Here is a 16,807-nt window from a genome sequence, read left to right as displayed (position 1 = left end):
GTAGGACAAAGGCAGAACGAATAGAGCGTTTTATCATAGGCCAGCGTCAGTCGCCGTAGGTTGATGGTCGGCAATTCGTGGATTGCCCGCGTCATCGGTTAGACTTGCCGCCTTTCCTCGTATCAAGAAGCCCGTTCATGGCCCAGCCGTCCACGACTTACAAGTTTGAACTGAACCTCACCGATCTCGACCGCAATGTGTATGAGAATGTGAAGCAGACCATCGCCCGCCACCCTTCGGAAACCGAAGAGCGCATGACCGTGCGTCTGCTGGCCTACGCGTTCTGGTACAACGAGCTGCTGGCGTTTGGTCGTGGCCTGTCAGACGTCGACGAGCCTGCGCTGTGGGAAAAAAGCCTGGATGACCGTGTGCTGCACTGGATCGAAGTCGGCCAGCCGGATGCCGATCGCCTGACCTGGTGCTCGCGCCGGACCGAGCGCACCAGCCTGCTGGCCTACGGCAGCCTGCGGGTGTGGGAAGGCAAGGTGATCCCGGCGGTCAAGAACCTGAAGAACGTCAACATCGCCGCTGTGCCCCAGGAAGTGCTCGAAACCCTGGCCCAGGACATGCCCCGGGTGATCAAGTGGGATGTGATGATCAGTGAGGGCACGATTTTCGTGACCGACGACCGTGGTCAGCATGAAGTCCAGCTGCAATGGTTGCTGGGCGAGCGTGGTTGAGCCGTTGACCCGGTATTGAGTGAACTCATTGTGGCGAGGAAGCTTGCTCCCGCTTGGGTGCGCAGCACCCACAAAAAGGGGCCGCTTCGCAGCCCAGCGGGAGCAAGCTCCCTCGCCACAAGTAATCAAAATTCCATAGCTTTATAGAGAAATGTCCGTCACCCCATGCGCATAGAACCCCGCCAACTGCCCGACACCCTGCCATTTCTCGGTGACCTGCCGCCCCTGTTGACCCGCCTGTACGCTGCGCGTGGTGTGCAGTCCGAGGCCGAACTGGACAAGAGCCTGGCGCGCTTGATTCCCTTTCAGCAGCTCAAGGGGATCGACGCCGCGGTGGATCTGCTGGTGACGGCGCTGGAGCAACGCCAACGCATCCTGATCGTGGGTGACTTCGATGCTGATGGCGCGACCGCCAGCACCGTGGGCATGCTCGGGTTGCGCCTGCTCGGTGCGGCCCATGTCGACTACCTAGTGCCCAATCGCTTCGAATATGGCTACGGGCTGACCCCGGAAATCGTCGAAGTCGCCTTGGCCCGCGAACCACAGTTGCTGATCACCGTGGATAACGGTATTTCCAGCGTGGAAGGCGTGGCTGCGGCGAAAGCGGCGGGGCTCAAGGTGCTGGTCACCGACCACCACTTGCCCGGCCTCGAACTGCCGGCAGCCGATGCCATCGTCAATCCGAATCAGCCGGGCTGCGAGTTCCCGAGCAAGGCCCTGGCGGGTGTCGGGGTGATTTTCTATGTGCTGATGGCCCTGCGGGCGCGTCTGCGCAGCCTGGGGTGGTATGCCAGTACACCTCAGCCGAACATCGGCGAATTGCTCGACCTGGTGGCCCTGGGCAGCGTGGCCGACGTGGTGCCCTTGGACGCGAATAACCGGATCCTGGTGCACCAGGGCCTGGAACGGATTCGCGCCGGGCGTGCCCGGCCCGGCATCAAGGCAATCCTGGAAGTGGCCAAGCGCGACGCTTCGCGTATCACCTCCACCGACCTCGGCTTTATCCTCGGGCCGCGTCTGAATGCGGCAGGGCGCCTGGACGACATGAGCCTGGGCATCGAGTGCCTGCTCACCGACGATCCGGCCCTGGCGCGGGAGATGGCGGCGCAACTGGACGGCATGAACCAGGACCGCAAGTCCATCGAGCAGGGCATGCAGCGCGAAGCCCTGGCCCAGCTCAAGGACCTGCCGGTGGAGTCCATGCCGTTCGGCTTGTGCCTGTTCGATCCGCAGTGGCACCAAGGGGTCATCGGCATTCTCGCCTCGCGGATGAAAGAGCGCTATTTCCGTCCGACCATTGCTTTTGCCGATGCCGGGGACGGCTTGCTCAAGGGCTCGGGGCGCTCGGTACCGGGCTTTCACATTCGCGATGCGCTGAGCGTGGTGGCGGCGCAGCATCCGACCCTGATCAGCAAGTACGGCGGTCACGCCATGGCGGCGGGGTTGACGTTGCCGGAAGCGAATTTTCCGTTGTTCGCCGAAGCGTTCGACGCGGAAGTGCGCCGGCAATTGCGCGAAGAAGACCTGACCGGCCGGCTGTTGTCCGATGGCACCCTGGCAGTGGAGGAGTTCCACCTCGAACTGGCCCGGGCGCTGCGCCATGCCGGTCCCTGGGGCCAGCATTTCCCGGAGCCGATGTTCCATGGCGTGTTCCAGTTGGTCGAACAACGCGTGGTGGGCGAACGGCACCTTAAGGTCGTCCTCAAGAGCGAGTGCGGCTCGGTGAAGCTCGACGGCATTGCCTTCGGCATCGACCGCGAGATCTGGCCCAACCCTACCGTGCGCTGGGTGGAACTGGCCTACAAGCTCGACCTCAACGAGTTCCGCGGCCAGGAAACGGTGCAGTTGATGATTGCCCATATCGAACCGCGCTAGCCGACAGGCCTTTGTGGCGAGGGAGCTTGCTCCCGCTGGGGCGCGCAGCGGCCCTGGAGCCCGGCGACGCGGTGGATCAGATTGATTGAGTGAGCTTGAGAGGGGGCTGCTGCGCAGCCCAGCGGGAGCAAGCTCCCTCGCCACAAAAGCCCAAAAGCCCAAAAGCTCAAAAGCTCAAAAGCTCAAAAGCTCAAAAGCTCAAAAGCTCAAAAGCTCAAAAGCATTCCGGTCGACCAACCGATTTGCTCTTGAAGCTGACACCGATTCGAGGCATTCCCTTAACCCACGCCGTGCCCAATTCCCGTGGCGAGGGAGCTTGCTCCCGCTGGGGCGCGCAGCGGCCCTAGAACCTGGCGACGCGGTGGATCAGGTTGATTGAGTGAGCTTGAGAGGGGGCTGCTGCGCAGCCCAGCGGGAGCAAGCTCCCTCGCCACAGGGGGAGGCGCTTGCGTCACACCGTCGGTTTTTAAGTTCTGAACCCTCCGTCCCTGCGGGTTGTCGACTAGGCTCTAAGCACTGCTTGATAGCCCTTGTGACGTCTTGTCGAATTTTTTGCCCGCGGGGGCGGGTGTTGCACCTTTTGTCACACGTCGACTTTTCAAACAGAACCCTGGAGCCTGCCCACTGATTCGAGAGGTGCCCCATGAGTCTGCTGCTGGAACCCTATACCCTTCGCCAATTGACCCTGCCCAATCGCATCGCGGTATCGCCGATGTGCCAGTATTCGAGCACCGATGGCCTGGCCAACGATTGGCACCTGGTGCACTTGGGCAGCCGTGCCGTGGGCGGTGCCGGCCTGGTGTTCACCGAAGCCACCGCCGTCACCGCCGACGGTCGCATCACTGCCCAGGACCTGGGGCTGTGGAATGATGAACAGATCGAACCCTTGCAACGCATCACCCGGTTCATTACCGCCCAAGGGGCCGTGCCGGGCATACAACTGGCCCATGCCGGACGCAAGGCCAGCACCTGGCGACCCTGGCTGGGCAAGCATGGCAGCGTAAAACCGGCGGACGGCGGTTGGGTGCCGGTTGGCCCATCGCCGATTGCCTTCGACCCGCAGCACACCCAGCCGGTCCAACTGGACGAAGAGCAGATCGCCGGGGTGATCCAGGCCTTCGTGGACTCGGCCAAGCGTGCTCTCACGGCCGGCTTCAAGGTGGTTGAGGTCCACGCGGCCCATGGTTATCTGTTGCATCAGTTCCTCTCGCCCTTGAGCAATCAGCGGCGCGATCAATATGGCGGCTCGTTCGAGAATCGCATCCGCCTGGTGCTGCAAGTCACCGAAGCGGTGCGGGCCGTATGGCCTGAAGAACTGCCGGTGTTCGTTCGCGTTTCTGCCACCGATTGGGTCGAGGACGGGTGGAACCCGGACGAAACCGTGGAGCTGGCACGGCGGTTCAGGGCCCTGGGAGTGGATTTGATCGATGTGTCATCGGGTGGCACGGCCGCCAATGCGGAAATTCCCACCGGCCCGGGTTACCAGACGCGCTTTGCCGAGCGGGTGCGCAAGGAGTCGGAAATCGCCACCGGCACCGTCGGCATGATCACCGAACCGGCCCAGGCCGAACACATCCTGCGCACCTGCCAGGCCGATATCATCTTCCTGGCCCGCGAATTGTTGCGCGATCCGTACTGGGCCCTGCATGCCGACGATGACCTGGGCGGACGCAAGGCCACGTGGCCCGCGCAGTACCAGCGGGCCACGCATCGGGACCAGCCGATTCATGAGTCGGATTTGCGTGATTGAGTGAGGGATAAAACAAAGCCCCGGTCGGGTTGGCCGGGGCTTTTGCTTGTCTGGCTGAAATGCCGGTGCCTGTACTTGCCTCATCGCGAGCAAGCCCAGTCGCTGGATAACGATCAGGGATACTTGCGCTTATCCGGCGCCGGCGGGAAGTACTGGTACAACCAGGTCTCGCTCAAGGTGCGGTCCTTGGTGCGAATGAACAGGCGCATCTGCACCGGCTCCACACTGTCGTCGGTCGGGTGCCAGTCGAAGGTAATGCGGTAGCCCTTGATCGCATCCAGCACCAACACATTGAAGTCCTTCACTTCGCCGTGGGAGCAGGTCACCACCGGTTCGATGCCGGTGCCCGGCGGCAGTTGGTCGAGGCCGCCGCCGCTGAAGTCCACGGCAAAGCGACGGGCCCAGACGGTCGGGTAATGCTCGCCCGGTGCCCAGCCTTCGATGAAACCGCCCATGCCTGAGCGGGTGGCGTCGACGCGGGCCAGGTCCGTGCTGACCGGCGGCAGCGCGCTCCAGTAGAGCTTGTAGCCATAGTTCAGCGAGTCACCGGCGGCCACCGGTTTTTTCGGCGTCCAGAACGCGACAATGTTGTCCAGGGTTTCGCCGGTGGTAGGAATCTCCAGCAAGTCGACCGAGCCTTCGCCCCAGGCCGTCGTCGGTTCGACCCACAGGCTTGGGCGCTTGCTGTACCAGTCCACAGTGTCCTGGTAGCTGGCAAAGTCGTGGTCGGTCTGCACCAGGCCGAAACCTTTCGGGTCCTTGTCGGCGAAGGCGTTGAATTGCAAGGTGGCGGGGTTGTTCAACGGACGGCACACCCACTCGCCGTTGCCGCGCCACATGGCCAGCCGGTCGGAATCGTGGATTTGCGGGTGAATGGTGTCGCACATGCGCCGTTCGACGGTGCCACAGCTGAACATGCTGGTCATGGGCGCGATACCCAGTTGCTCGATGGCGGTACGGGCATTGATGTGCGCGTCGATCTCCATCACTACCCGGGTTGGCTGGCAATCGATGTCAAACCGATAGGCTCCGGTGGCGCTGGGGGAGTCGAGCAGGGCATAGACCACGAACCGGGTGCTGTTCTTTTCCGGGGTTTCGAACCAGAACTTGGTGAAGTCCGGGAATTCTTCGCGTTGCTTGGCGTAGGTGTCGATGGCCAAGCCGCGGGCCGACAGCCCGTACTGGCCGCTGGCATCCACGGCGCGGAAGTAGCTGGCCCCCAGAAACGAAACGATGTCGTGCCGGTCCAGTTCCGGCGCCTTGAAGACGCGAAAGCCGGCGAAGCCCAGGTCACCCTTCAATTGCGCGGTGTTGACCGTGGTTTTCTGATAGTTGAACAGTTCCGGACGGAAGTGCACCTCACGGGCCATACGCGTCTTCGGATCGACGCTGTACATGCGCACCGGTTGCTTGAAGCCCATGCCGACGTGGAAGAACTGCGCATCCAGTTGCCGCCCGTCCAGGTCATTCCACAGCGAGTGGTTGACGTCGTACTGGATGGCGTTGAACTGCAGCGGAGACATCAGGGCCAGGGTTTCTGGCAGGACTTGCTTGGTGTCGACATAGCGGCTCTCGGCCAGCCGTCGGGCTTGATCTTTCAAACCGTTGAAGTCGAAAGGACGGGCTTCGCCGTCGGCAGTCTGATCGGCGGCCCAGGCGCGTGCGGCCATGAGCCCGGAGGCTGAAAGCCCGGTGTAGGCGGCGAAGGCCATGGAGGCCTTGAGCAGATTCCTGCGGTGCATAAATACAACCTTTCTCGAAACAATCCCGAGCCGTTCCTGGCAACAAAGACTGATAAGGGAGTTCGGACATGCCTTTGGCCAAACGCGACGAACGTTAGAACAGATGCCTGAGAGCTGGATCGGTTCACCGAGGCGCAAAATCATAGGGGAAATACGGGCTTTGAGAGCAAGGAAAGCGTGGCTTGGTCAAATTTTCTTACAGTTATTTCTTTTTTTATATCGATTTCGACTTTTTTTGACTAATTACTCTAAAACTCCCTTTTCACGCTTTGAATCCTCCCTATTCTTTAGCGTGATAGACGATCTAATCCGGGTTCAGACGGGGCTATCAGGTCAACCTCGACGTAAAGAAGGACAACTCATGACAAAAATACAGGGCATTACCGAAATGCTGGGGATCTTTCCTGGCCTGACCAACCCGCGCAGGCCACGCCGGCTCAGCCTTGAAGAATTGAGACTGGTGGAGCGTTATCGGGAGTTGTCGGAAAACGACCGCATCGCCATGCGCTACCTGGTGGATGCGATGAGGAGTGTTTCGCGGTTTTGAAGCGTGGCGCAGGTGAGCGGTCGGGGCAGGCGCGCCGGCCGACATCACTCCACCGACCAGTCCTGGGGACGTTCGGTGCGCTGGTGCAGTATCCGCAGCACTTGCAGTTGTCCCTGCTCGAGCCGGTACGGGGCAACGAACGGGTAGCGTGTCAACACCAGCTCTCGAATATCGGGAACGACCGAAGGACGGCCCGAGCCGGGAAAGCGTTGCAGTTGGCGCAATGTCTCCAGGATGGCGAGGATGACCTCATCGGCGCCTTCTGCGCCGATAGCGCTTTGGTAATGTTCGTGGATCGAGTCGAGGTCACTCTGTGCTTTGTCGGTCAGTACGATGCTCGGCACGCTTTGCCCACTTAGCCTTCACGGCGTCCAGATCGGTCAGATTTCCAGCGTCGGCATCGGCCATGCCTTCGCTGATGGCTTGCAGATGCCAGGATTCGGCTTCCACATATCGAACCAGTGCACGCTTGAGGTGATATTGGCGGTCGCGGTCGGTGGCGGCAGCCAGCAAGTCCAGCTGTTGGGCCAGACCTTCTTCCACACGAAAGGACAAAACGGGCGAGGCCATGGCTGATCTCCAAGGTGTATACGTTGTAGACACCCTAGGTGCTGCCAGGATTTCCGTCAACCGGCGGGCGTGCACCGATCGACGAAAACCTTAGCAGGACGAACGCCGGGCAGGCGCGAGCATGTGTTGCCAACGTTGTCTTGTCGTCAATGCTTGAACATCACATGCCGCACCACCGTGTAGTCCTCCAGCCCATACATGGACATGTCCTTGCCATAGCCGGAACGTTTCTGACCGCCATGGGGCATTTCGCTGACGAGCATGAAGTGCGTGTTCACCCAAGTGCAGCCGTATTGCAGGCGTGCCGACAGGCGATGGGCACGGCCAATGTCGGCGGTCCACACCGATGAGGCCAGGCCGTAGTCCGAATCGTTGGCCCAGGCCAGTACTTGTGCTTCGTCGAGGAACGGGGTGACGGACACCACTGGCCCGAAGACTTCCCGGCGGACGATTTCGTCATCCTGCTGGGCGTCGGCCAGCACCGTCGGTTCGAAGAAAAAACCGTTGCCGTCCACCGCTTTGCCGCCGGTGACCAGGCGGATATGAGGCTGGGCGATGGCCCGCTCGACGAAAGCGGCCACGCGGTCGCGGTGCTGGGCGGTGATCAGCGGGCCCATTTCGGTGTCCGGCGCGGTTTGCAGGCCGTATTTGATGCTGCCCACCGCGGCACCGAGTTTCTCGACGAACTGCTCGTAGATGCCTTGCTGGGCATAGATGCGGCAGGCGGCGGTGCAGTCCTGGCCGGCGTTGTAGAAACCGAAAGTGCGAATGCCTTCCACCGCCGCGTCAATATCGGCGTCGTCGAAAATGATCACCGGGGCCTTGCCGCCCAGTTCCATGTGCATGCGCTTGACGCTGTCGGACGTGCTGGAAATGATGTTCGAGCCGGTGGCGATGGAGCCGGTCAGCGACACCATGCGCACTTTCGGGTGGGTGACCAGCGGATTGCCGACGGTCTGCCCACGGCCAAAGATCACGTTGAGCACGCCGGCCGGGAAAATTTCCGACGCCAGTTCCGCCAGGCGCAACGCCGTCAGTGGGGTTTGCTCCGACGGCTTGAGCACCACGGTATTGCCGGCCGCCAGGGCCGGGGCGATTTTCCAGGCGACCATCATCAGCGGGTAGTTCCACGGCGCGATGGAGGCGATGACGCCCACCGGATCGCGACGGATCATCGAAGTGTGCCCCGGCAGGTATTCGCCCCCCGCCGAACCGCTCATGCAGCGGCTGGCACCGGCAAAGAAGCGGAATACGTCGGCAATCGCCGGGATCTCGTCGTTCAGCACGGCGCTCAAGGGTTTGCCGCAGTTGTCCGACTCCAGCTTCGCCAGTTCTTCGCCGTGGGCTTCGATGGCATTGGCCAGCTTGAGCAGCAACAGGGAGCGGTCCTTGGGCGGTACTTGCGACCAGGCTTCGAAGGCGGCATCGGCGGCGCGCACGGCGGCATCGACCTGGGCCTCGCTGGCCTCGTTGATTTCCACCAGTACTCGCCCCAGCGACGGGTTGAACACTGCCTGGCCGGGGCCTTCGCCGTTCACCAGGTGGCCGTTGATCAGCAGTTTGGTTTGCATGTCCAAGTCCTCTTCAATCTTGTTTGTGACTCCTGTGGGAGCGAGCAAGCCCGCTCCCACAAGGGATCCGGTTCCACCGTGACTATTTCCCGCCGCTACCGGCCACGCTCTCACCGCCACGGGTCAGGTAATACGCGCCCAATATCGGCAACATCGTGACCATCATCACCAGCATCGCCACCACGTTGGTCACCGGCACATCGCGAGGGCGGCTAAGCTGGTTGAGCAGCCACAGCGGCAAAGTGCGTTCGTGGCCGGCGGTGAAGGTGGTGACGATGATCTCGTCGAACGACAGCGCGAACGCCAACATCCCGCCGGCCAGCAGTGCCGACCCCAGGTTAGGCAGGATGATGTAGCGAAAGGTCTGCCAGCCGTCGGCGCCCAGGTCCATCGAAGCCTCGATCAGACTGTGGGAGGTGCGGCGCAGGCGGGCGATCACGTTGTTGTAGACGATCACCACGCAGAAGGTTGCATGGCCGACGACGATGGTGAACATCCCGGGTTCGATGCCCAAGGTCTTGAAGGTCGCCAGCAGCGCGATACCGGTGATGATGCCCGGCAAGGCAATCGGCAGGATCAGCATCAGCGAAATGCCCTGTTTGCCGAAAAAATCCCGGCGGTACAGCGCCGCCGAGGCCAGGGTGCCAAGCACCATGGCGATCAGTGTGGCGATGGCCGCGACCTGCAACGACAGCTTGATCGCTTCCAGTACATCCGGGCGCGAGAAGGCGACGCTGAACCACTTCAAGGTCAGGCCCTTGGGCGGGAAGCTGAACGCCGCGTCCTCGGTATTGAAGGCGTAGAGGAAGATGATCAGGATTGGGAAGTGCAGGAACACCAGCCCGCCCCACGCCGCGATCCGCAAGCCCCACGAGGCCCGGTCTTGAGAGTCAGAGTGCATCGAAAGCTCCCAGTCGCTTGACGATGGATAAATACAGCGCGATCAGCACGATGGGCACCAGGGTGAACGCCGCGGCCATGGGCATGTTGCCGATGGCGCCTTGCTGGGCGTAGACCATGCTGCCGACGAAGTAGCCCGGCGGGCCCACCAGTTGCGGCACGATGAAATCCCCCAGGGTCAGCGAGAAGGTGAAGATCGAGCCGGCGGCGATGCCGGGGATCGACAGCGGCAGGATCACCTGCATGAACGTCTGGTGTGGCCTGGCGCCCAGGTCGGCAGAGGCTTGCAGCAGCGATGGCGGCAGGCGCTCCAGGGACGCCTGGATCGGCAGGATCATGAACGGCAGCCAGATGTAGACGAACACCAAAAAACGCCCCAGGTGTGAGGTGGACAAGGTGCTGCCCCCCACGCCCGGGATCCCCAGCACGAACTGCAATACCGGCCCCAGGCCCAGGTGCTGGACGAACCATTGCGCCACGCCGCCCTTGGCCAGCAGCAGTGTCCAGGCATAGGCCTTGACGATATAGCTGGCCCACATCGGCAGCATCACCGCGATGTAGAAAAACGCCTTGGTCTTGCCACTGGTGTAGCGCGCCATGTAATAGGCAATCGGGAACGCGACGATGGCGCTGGCGATGGACACCGCTATCGCCATGCTCAGGGTGCGCAAAATGATGTCGAAGTTCGACGGTTGGAACAGCGCGGTGAAATTCGCCAGGGTCAGGTCCGGCGTGACCGTCATGGTGAAGTCGTCGAAGGTGTAGAAACCTTGCCACAGCAAGGTCAGCAGCGAGCCCAGGTAGATTGCGCCGAACCAGATCAGTGGCGGCACCAGCAACATCGACAGGTACAGGTTGGGGCGCCGGTACAGCAGGTTGGAAAAGCGTCGCAACGGTGAGCCGGGCGAGGGCGTTTGAGCGATGGCCAGGGTGTTCATCTCACACCTCGCCACTGACGGTGTCGTGCAGCGCGACCATCGCCTCCCGCGCCCAGCGTACGCTCAGATGCTGGCCGGTCTGGTGCTGCGCCGTGTTGTCGAGCCACTGGGTGTTGGCCTGGCTGAGGTTCAGGGTCTGGCCGTTGGCAAGTTTCAACTCGTAGCGCGTGGCGCTGCCCTGATATTGGATGTCGTGCAGCAGGCCGTGGACTTCGATCTCACCACTGGCCAACGGACCCTCGGCGAAACGCACGTGTTCCGGGCGAATCGAGAACGGCTGTGGATAACCGCTCAGTTCCCGGGCCAACTCACCGCGGATCACGTTGGAGGTGCCGACGAATTCGGCGACGAAGGTGGTCGCCGGTTTCATGTACAGGTTGCGTGGGGTGTCGACCTGTTCGATGCGCCCCTTGTTGAACACCGCCACGCGGTCGGACATCGACAGTGCTTCGGTCTGGTCGTGGGTGACGAAAATGAAGGTGATGCCCAACTGGCGTTGCAGCTTTTTCAACTCGCCCTGCATCTGTTCACGCAACTTCAAGTCCAGGGCGCCCAAGGGCTCATCGAGCAGCAACACCCGTGGGCGATTGACCAACGCGCGCGCCAGGGCCACGCGTTGGCGCTGGCCGCCGGAGAGCTGCACCGGCTTGCGTTCGCCGTAGCCGCCCAGGGCAACCATCTCCAGCGCTTCGTCGGCGCGCTGGATGCGCTCGGCCTTGGCGACGCCTTTGACTTTCAGGCCGTAGGCCACGTTGTCGCGCACGTTCATATGGGGGAAGAGGGCGTAATCCTGGAAAACCGTATTGACGTCGCGCTGGTACGGCGCGAGCCCGGTGGCCTCTTCGCCATGGATGCGGATCGAGCCGGCACTGGGTTGTTCGAACCCGGCGATCAGCCGCAGGCAGGTGGTCTTGCCCGAACCGGATGGGCCCAGCATGGAAAAGAACTCGCCGTCCTGGATGTCGATGCAAACCCGGTCAACGGCTTTCACATCGCCGAACTGACGGGATACCTGGGTGAATTGGACTGCAAGCGTCATGGTGCGGGGCTCCAAAAAGCGCGACTTCTATTGAGTCATGGCTGGATTGTCGGGCACGGACCTGTGGCGAGGGGATTTATCCCCGCTGGGGGCGAAGCCCCCCAAAACCTGACACCTGCGGGTATCAGGCAGATTGAATCGCCTGCTTTGGGGCTGCTTCGCAGCCCAGCGGGGATAAATCCCCTCGCCACAAGAGCGGTGCTCAGCTCCGGTTTTTTCGCCGACTGAGGGACTTAGCGCCCGCCCATGATCGCAATGTAGTCCTGGGTCCAGCGACTGTACGGCACGAACTTGCCGCCCTCGGCCTGTGGGGTTTTCCAGAAGGCGATCTTGTCGAACTGATCGAAACCGTTGGTCTTGCAGCCTTCGGCGCCCAGCAGTTCGCTGCCCTTGCACGCCGCTGGCACCGCCGGCAACGAGCCGAACCAGGCGGCGACGTCACCCTGGACTTTCGGTTGCAGCGACCAATCCATCCACTTGTACGCGCAGTTGGGGTGCTTGGCCTCGGCGTGCAACATCGTGGTGTCGGCCCAACCAGTGGCACCTTCTTTGGGAATGGTCGAGGCGATCGGTTGCTTCTCGTTCATCAGCCCGTTGACCTGATACGGCCAGGCGCCGGACGCCACCACGCCTTCGTTCTTGAAATCGCTCATCTGCACGGTGGTGTCGTGCCAGTAGCGGTGGATCAGCGGTTGCTGGGCCCGCAGCAATTCCAGCACGGCCTTGTACTGCGCCTCGTCGAGTTGATACGGGTCCTTGATGCCCAACTCAGGCTTGGCGGTCTTGAGGTACAGCGCCGCGTCGGCGATGTAGATCGGACCATCGTAGGCTTGCACGCGGCCTTTGTTCGGCTTGCCGTCGGGCAGGTTCTGGGCGCTGAACAGCACGTTCCAACTGGTGGGCGCCTGCTTGAACACGTCGGTGTTGTACATCAGCACGTTCGGGCCCCACTGGTACGGGGTGCCGTAGGTTTGCTGGTTGACCACGTACCACGGTGCATCCTTGAGGCGCGGATCGAGGTTTTTCCAGTTGGAGATCAGCGCGGTGTTGATCGGCTGCACACGCTTGCCGGCAATCAGCCGCAACGAGGCGTCGCCCGAGGCGGTGACCAGGTCGTAGCCACCCTTGGTCATCAGGCTGACCATTTCGTCGGAGGTGGCGGCGGTTTTCACATTGACCTTGCAACCGGTTTCCTTCTCGAAACCGGTGACCCAATCGTAGGCCTTGTCGCTTTCGCCGCGTTCGATGTAACCCGGCCAGGCAACGATATCCAGTTGGCCTTCGCCGGCACCGACGGCCTTGAGCGGTTCGGCGGCCTGGAGGCTGACGCTGGTCAGCAGCGCCGTGGTGAGTGCACTGAGCAATACGGTCTTGTGCGCGTACATGGAAATCCCTCTTGCTTTAATTATGGTCGGGGCAGTGTTCGAACCGGGTGAAACGCCATGGCTGGCCTGTTATTAGAGTAGTTCTGTTAGCTACAGATGCTGGCCGTGGCGGGCCATGATGTGGCGCACCACGCTGTAGTCCTGGAGCGAATCGCTGGACAGGTCCTTCCCGTAACCCGAACGTTTCAGGCCGCCGTGGGGCATTTCGCTGACCAGCATGAAATGGCTGTTGATCCAGGTGCAGCCGTATTGCAGCCGCGCCGCCACCTGCATGGCCTTGTCCAGGTTCTGCGTCCATACCGAGGAGGCCAGGCCGTATTCGGAGTCGTTGGCCCAGTCCACTGCCTGGCTGAGTTCGTCGAAGCGGGTCACGGTGACCACCGGGCCAAACACCTCGCGCTGGACGATTTCATCGCTTTGCTTGCAGCCGGCCAGCAGCGTGGGCTGGTAGTAGAAACCGGCGCCGGAATGCACCGCCGCGCCGGTGATGCGTTCGATGTGCGGCTGGCCGAGGGCGCGCTCGACGAAACTGGCGACGCGGTCGCGCTGGCGGGTGCTGATCAGCGGGCCGATCTCGTTGTCGGCGTCGCGCTTGCCGGCAAAGCGCAGGCTGCTGACCGCCGCACCGAGTTCGGCCACCAGGCGATCGTGAATCGCGCCTTGGGCGTAGATCCGGCACGCCGCGGTGCAATCCTGCCCAGCGTTGTAATAACCATAGGTGCGAACGCCTTCGACCACGGCCTGGATGTCGGCGTCGTTGCACACGATCACTGGTGCCTTGCCGCCCAGTTCCAAGTGCGTGCGCTTGAGGGTTTTCGCTGCTGCCTGAAGGATCTTCTGCCCGGTGACGATATCGCCGGTCAGCGAGACCATGCGCACCTTGGGATGGCTGACCAGATGGCTGCCCACACCTTCGCCGCCCCCGCAGAGGATATTGATGACGCCTCGAGGCAGGATCTGGGCCAGTGTCGGCGCCAGGGCCAGGATCGACAGCGGTGTGTGTTCCGACGGCTTGAACACCAGCGTATTGCCGGCCGCCAGGGCCGGGGCGATTTTCCACGCGGCCATCATGATCGGGTAGTTCCATGGTGCGATGGACGCCACCACGCCAATCGGGTCGCGGCGCACCATGCTGGTGTAGCCGGGCAGGTATTCGCCACTGAGCTGGCCGGTCTGGCAGCGCACGGCGCCAGCGAAGAAACGGAATACATCCACCGTCGCACTGAGGTCGTCCTGGCGCGCCAAGTGCAGCGGCTTGCCGCAGTTCAGGGATTCGAGGCGGGCCAGCTCATCGGCGTTCTTTTCGATGGCGCTGGCGATGTCCAGCAGCAGGTTCGAGCGTTGTTGCGGCGTGGTGCGCGACCAACCGTCGAAGGCCTGATGGGCGGCGAGGATCGCGGCTTCGACTTGCTCGGTACTGGCCTCGGCGATATGAGCCACCACTTCGCCGGTAGCTGGGTTGAGAATCGGCTCGACAATGCCTGCACCGGGAACGAGTTCCCCGTCGATCAGCAACGCGGTGCACAACGGGGTTTGCATACCAGCCATGTCCGATTTCTCTTTTTATGTCGGTTGAAACACCGAACCTGTGGGGGCGAGCTTGCTCGCTCCCACAATGGAATGTGGTGATGCAGCAAGACTAGTGCTCAGCCTCAAGGCCGACAAATTCGAAATACTCAAGGCTGCGTTCGATTAAATAGATGGCTTGCGCCCGCCATGAGGCTGTTCCCGGGCGACGGCCAGGAACGGGTCGACCGACGCCGGTCGCGCCGTGCCCCGGCGCCAGGCTAGGCCGACGTCGAGGGTCTGGTTGAGGTCGGCAATCGGTCGTGCTTCGATGATGTCACCCTCCAGCGACCAAGGCCGGTAGGTCATGTCCGGCTGGATCGACACGCCCAACCCCGCCGCCACCAGGCTGCGCACCGCTTCGGTCGATGCCGTACGCAGGGTGATCTTCGGTTGCAGGCCGGCACCGCGCCACAGGCGTTGGGCGTTACGGTCCATTTCATCGACGTTCAGCTGGATCAGCGGTTCGCGGGCCACGTCGGCCAGGTTGATGCTGTCGTGTTCCAGCAATGGGTGCTGCGCCGGCAGCCACAAGCGGTGTGGTGAATGCGTCAGCACTTCGGTCTGCAAGGCATGGCGGTCTTCCAGGTTGGACAGGATCAACACCCCGACGTCGATTTCGCCGCTGACCAGTAAATGCTCGATGTAGGGCCGCTCGTCCTCCATCACCCGGATTTCCACGTTGGGATAGGCGCGCTGGAAACGGGTCAGCAGGTCAGCCAGGTAATAGCCGGCGACCAGGCTGGTGACGCCGATGGTGACTTGGCCGGCGATCTGGTCGGTGCTCTGTTGCAGGCTGCGCTTGGCATTGTCGACCGTAGCCAGGATCAAATGGGCCTGGCGCAGGAATTGATGACCCTGATGGGTCAGGGTCATGCCTTTGGCGTGGCGGTTGAACAGGCTGACGCCGATTTCCTGCTCCAGTTGCTGGATGGCCAGGGTCAAGGTCGACTGGGAAATGAACGCCGTTTGCGCAGCGGCGGAGATCGAGCCGGTTTCGGCCACAGCGATGAAATGGCGGATCTGGCGCAGGGTCATCATGGTCGAATACCCGGTGGGCGATTTTTATCAATGTGCTGGAGTGTATATCGTTTTTTTAGAAGGATAGGTGAGCGCGTCTTTGAATGAGCCAGGCAACATCTGGAAGCAATCTCGCCAACGGCGCCGGGGCACTTTCGATCTACGCTGGGGGCCTTAAGTTGACCCGAATAGGTGGAGGCAACAAATGAACACCCGTGGATTGCTCGATCAGCTTCTCAAGTCCGGCCAGGAAATGTTGCAGAACAAGGCTGGCGGGTCCCAAGGCAAGTCATCCGGCGGTCTGGGTGGATTGCTCGGCGGCTCCGGCAACCTGGGCGGGATGCTTTCCGGCGCGGGCGGCGGGGCACTGGCCGCCGGCGCCATGGGCCTTTTGCTGGGCAACAAGAAAGCCCGCAGCTTCGGCGGCAAGGCCTTGGCTTATGGCGGCCTCGCAGCCTTGGGCGTGATCGCCTACAAGGCCTACGGCAACTGGCAGGCCCAGCAAGGCACCGCGCCGAAATCCGAACCGCAGACCCTCGACCGTGTACCTCCGGCGCAGGTCGAGCAGCACAGCCAAGCGATCCTCAAGGCGCTGGTGGCGGCGGCCAAAGCCGACGGCCATGTGGACGAGCGCGAGCGGCAGTTGATCGAAGGCGAGTTCACCAAGCTCGACAACGACCAGGAACTGCAACACTGGCTGCACGCCGAACTCAACAAGCCCCTGGACCCCACCGACGTCGCCCGCGCCGCCAGCACCCCGGAGATGGCGGCAGAAATGTACATCGCCAGCGTGATGCTGGTGGACGAGGAAAACTTCATGGAGAAGTCCTACCTCGATGAACTGGCGCGCCAACTCAAATTGGAGCCGGGGTTGAAAGTGGAACTGGAAAAACAGGTGCGCCAGGCGACCGCCTAGAACAGCCCCAGCGCTATTCCCTGATCCACCGCCATCGCGAGCAGGCTCCCACAGAAGGGCGCAACCCCTGTGGCGAGGGAGCTTGCTCCCGCTGGGTGGCGCAGCCGCCCCAAACCAGCCGATGCGGTGGGTCAGCTCATACCGCGTCGGTCCGTTTGGACGTGCTCCACACGCCAGCGGGAGCAAGCTTCCTCGCCACAGGGCTCTCATCTGGCCCTGGGCGATTAATGAACCTTGCCTTCGCCCCACGCCGCCCTTAAGTCACCACGCAACCCTCGGCTATACTCCCCAGCATTTTCAAGTGCCCG

15 protein-coding genes are annotated in these 16,807 nt (G+C 62.2%); 5 read left to right on the top strand and 10 right to left on the bottom strand.

What is annotated here, in order from left to right; translation table 11 throughout:
• Window positions 1–137 precede the first annotated feature (137 nt).
• The 3 genes from BLU76_RS15155 to BLU76_RS15145 all read left to right on the top strand — a co-directional run bounded on the left by BLU76_RS15155 (window position 138) and on the right by BLU76_RS15145 (window position 4,305).
• Entirely contained in the window at window positions 138–680 is a 543-nt protein-coding gene (locus BLU76_RS15155; protein WP_003198109.1) for a YaeQ family protein, read from the top strand.
• Window positions 681–845: 165 nt separating this feature from the next.
• Complete coding sequence (recJ, locus tag BLU76_RS15150; RefSeq protein WP_092143935.1) at window positions 846–2,555, top strand: single-stranded-DNA-specific exonuclease RecJ; 1,710 nt, start codon at window positions 846–848, stop codon at window positions 2,553–2,555.
• Window positions 2,556–3,198: 643 nt separating this feature from the next.
• Window positions 3,199–4,305 carry an NADH:flavin oxidoreductase/NADH oxidase gene (locus tag BLU76_RS15145; RefSeq protein ID WP_092143939.1) on the top strand — a complete coding sequence of 369 codons (1,107 nt, stop codon included), beginning with the start codon at window positions 3,199–3,201 and terminating at the stop codon, window positions 4,303–4,305.
• A 113-nt stretch (window positions 4,306–4,418) separates the two neighbouring features.
• On the opposite strand, the gene BLU76_RS15140 is transcribed toward BLU76_RS15145, so the two are convergent.
• On the bottom strand, window positions 4,419–6,047 hold the full coding sequence (locus BLU76_RS15140) for a glucan biosynthesis protein D (RefSeq protein WP_063322818.1): 1,629 nt from the start codon (window positions 6,045–6,047) through the stop codon (window positions 4,419–4,421).
• Window positions 6,048–6,408: 361 nt separating this feature from the next.
• Between BLU76_RS15140 and BLU76_RS15135 the strand changes: the two genes are divergently transcribed.
• Window positions 6,409–6,594: a hypothetical protein gene (locus BLU76_RS15135; RefSeq protein WP_092143945.1), complete on the top strand. Its 186-nt coding sequence runs from the start codon at window positions 6,409–6,411 to the stop codon at window positions 6,592–6,594.
• A gap of 44 nt (window positions 6,595–6,638) precedes the next feature.
• Here BLU76_RS15135 and BLU76_RS15130 read toward each other — a convergent pair whose 3' ends face one another.
• From BLU76_RS15130 to BLU76_RS15090, 9 genes are all read right to left on the bottom strand, one after another.
• Window positions 6,639–6,938: a type II toxin-antitoxin system RelE/ParE family toxin gene (locus BLU76_RS15130; RefSeq protein WP_063322817.1), complete on the bottom strand. Its 300-nt coding sequence runs from the start codon at window positions 6,936–6,938 to the stop codon at window positions 6,639–6,641.
• Window positions 6,901–7,164, bottom strand: a complete 264-nt coding sequence (locus tag BLU76_RS15125) for a CopG family ribbon-helix-helix protein (protein ID WP_063322816.1) — start codon at window positions 7,162–7,164, stop codon at window positions 6,901–6,903. The genes BLU76_RS15130 and BLU76_RS15125 overlap by 38 nt, the downstream gene beginning before the upstream one ends.
• A 146-nt stretch (window positions 7,165–7,310) precedes the next feature.
• Window positions 7,311–8,735 (bottom strand): gamma-aminobutyraldehyde dehydrogenase, encoded by a 1,425-nt coding sequence (locus BLU76_RS15120; protein WP_092223292.1) that lies wholly within the window; start codon window positions 8,733–8,735, stop codon window positions 7,311–7,313.
• Between the two features lie 82 nt (window positions 8,736–8,817).
• Window positions 8,818–9,636: an ABC transporter permease gene (locus BLU76_RS15115; RefSeq protein WP_057448389.1), complete on the bottom strand. Its 819-nt coding sequence runs from the start codon at window positions 9,634–9,636 to the stop codon at window positions 8,818–8,820.
• Window positions 9,626–10,573 (bottom strand): ABC transporter permease, encoded by a 948-nt coding sequence (locus tag BLU76_RS15110; protein WP_092223290.1) that lies wholly within the window; start codon window positions 10,571–10,573, stop codon window positions 9,626–9,628. The genes BLU76_RS15115 and BLU76_RS15110 overlap by 11 nt, the downstream gene beginning before the upstream one ends.
• 1 nt (window position 10,574) lies before the next feature.
• Window positions 10,575–11,612: an ABC transporter ATP-binding protein gene (locus BLU76_RS15105; RefSeq protein ID WP_003198125.1), complete on the bottom strand. Its 1,038-nt coding sequence runs from the start codon at window positions 11,610–11,612 to the stop codon at window positions 10,575–10,577.
• Between the two features lie 233 nt (window positions 11,613–11,845).
• A complete protein-coding gene (gene ydcS / locus BLU76_RS15100; protein ID WP_092223288.1) occupies window positions 11,846–12,997 on the bottom strand; it encodes a putative ABC transporter substrate-binding protein YdcS in 1,152 nt (383 codons plus the stop codon).
• 90 nt (window positions 12,998–13,087) lie between these two features.
• A complete protein-coding gene (locus BLU76_RS15095; protein ID WP_092223286.1) occupies window positions 13,088–14,545 on the bottom strand; it encodes a gamma-aminobutyraldehyde dehydrogenase in 1,458 nt (485 codons plus the stop codon).
• 144 nt (window positions 14,546–14,689) lie between these two features.
• Window positions 14,690–15,604 carry a LysR family transcriptional regulator gene (locus tag BLU76_RS15090; RefSeq protein ID WP_092223284.1) on the bottom strand — a complete coding sequence of 305 codons (915 nt, stop codon included), beginning with the start codon at window positions 15,602–15,604 and terminating at the stop codon, window positions 14,690–14,692.
• 184 nt (window positions 15,605–15,788) lie between these two features.
• Between BLU76_RS15090 and BLU76_RS15085 the strand changes: the two genes are divergently transcribed.
• Window positions 15,789–16,499 carry a tellurite resistance TerB family protein gene (locus BLU76_RS15085; protein ID WP_092143963.1) on the top strand — a complete coding sequence of 237 codons (711 nt, stop codon included), beginning with the start codon at window positions 15,789–15,791 and terminating at the stop codon, window positions 16,497–16,499.
• The last annotated feature ends 308 nt before the right edge of the window (window positions 16,500–16,807 follow it).

Source organism: Pseudomonas sp. NFACC08-1 (genome assembly GCF_900106735.1).
In the GTDB taxonomy this organism is placed as follows: domain Bacteria; phylum Pseudomonadota; class Gammaproteobacteria; order Pseudomonadales; family Pseudomonadaceae; genus Aquipseudomonas; species Aquipseudomonas fluorescens_Q.
Note: the sequence above shows the minus strand (reverse complement) of the source record. Positions and strands in the feature narration are given on the sequence as shown.

Coding starts and splice junctions, on each gene's coding strand:
- BLU76_RS15155 (WP_003198109.1), top strand. CDS start 138: ATGGCCCAGCCGTCCACGACTTACAAGTTTGAACTGAACCTCACCGAT.
- recJ (WP_092143935.1), top strand. CDS start 846: ATGCGCATAGAACCCCGCCAACTGCCCGACACCCTGCCATTTCTCGGT.
- BLU76_RS15145 (WP_092143939.1), top strand. CDS start 3,199: ATGAGTCTGCTGCTGGAACCCTATACCCTTCGCCAATTGACCCTGCCC.
- BLU76_RS15140 (WP_063322818.1), bottom strand. CDS start 6,047: ATGCACCGCAGGAATCTGCTCAAGGCCTCCATGGCCTTCGCCGCCTAC.
- BLU76_RS15135 (WP_092143945.1), top strand. CDS start 6,409: ATGACAAAAATACAGGGCATTACCGAAATGCTGGGGATCTTTCCTGGC.
- BLU76_RS15125 (WP_063322816.1), bottom strand. CDS start 7,164: ATGGCCTCGCCCGTTTTGTCCTTTCGTGTGGAAGAAGGTCTGGCCCAA.
- BLU76_RS15120 (WP_092223292.1), bottom strand. CDS start 8,735: ATGCAAACCAAACTGCTGATCAACGGCCACCTGGTGAACGGCGAAGGC.
- BLU76_RS15115 (WP_057448389.1), bottom strand. CDS start 9,636: ATGCACTCTGACTCTCAAGACCGGGCCTCGTGGGGCTTGCGGATCGCG.
- BLU76_RS15110 (WP_092223290.1), bottom strand. CDS start 10,573: ATGAACACCCTGGCCATCGCTCAAACGCCCTCGCCCGGCTCACCGTTG.
- BLU76_RS15105 (WP_003198125.1), bottom strand. CDS start 11,612: ATGACGCTTGCAGTCCAATTCACCCAGGTATCCCGTCAGTTCGGCGAT.
- ydcS (WP_092223288.1), bottom strand. CDS start 12,997: ATGTACGCGCACAAGACCGTATTGCTCAGTGCACTCACCACGGCGCTG.
- BLU76_RS15095 (WP_092223286.1), bottom strand. CDS start 14,545: ATGGCTGGTATGCAAACCCCGTTGTGCACCGCGTTGCTGATCGACGGG.
- BLU76_RS15090 (WP_092223284.1), bottom strand. CDS start 15,604: ATGATGACCCTGCGCCAGATCCGCCATTTCATCGCTGTGGCCGAAACC.
- BLU76_RS15085 (WP_092143963.1), top strand. CDS start 15,789: ATGAACACCCGTGGATTGCTCGATCAGCTTCTCAAGTCCGGCCAGGAA.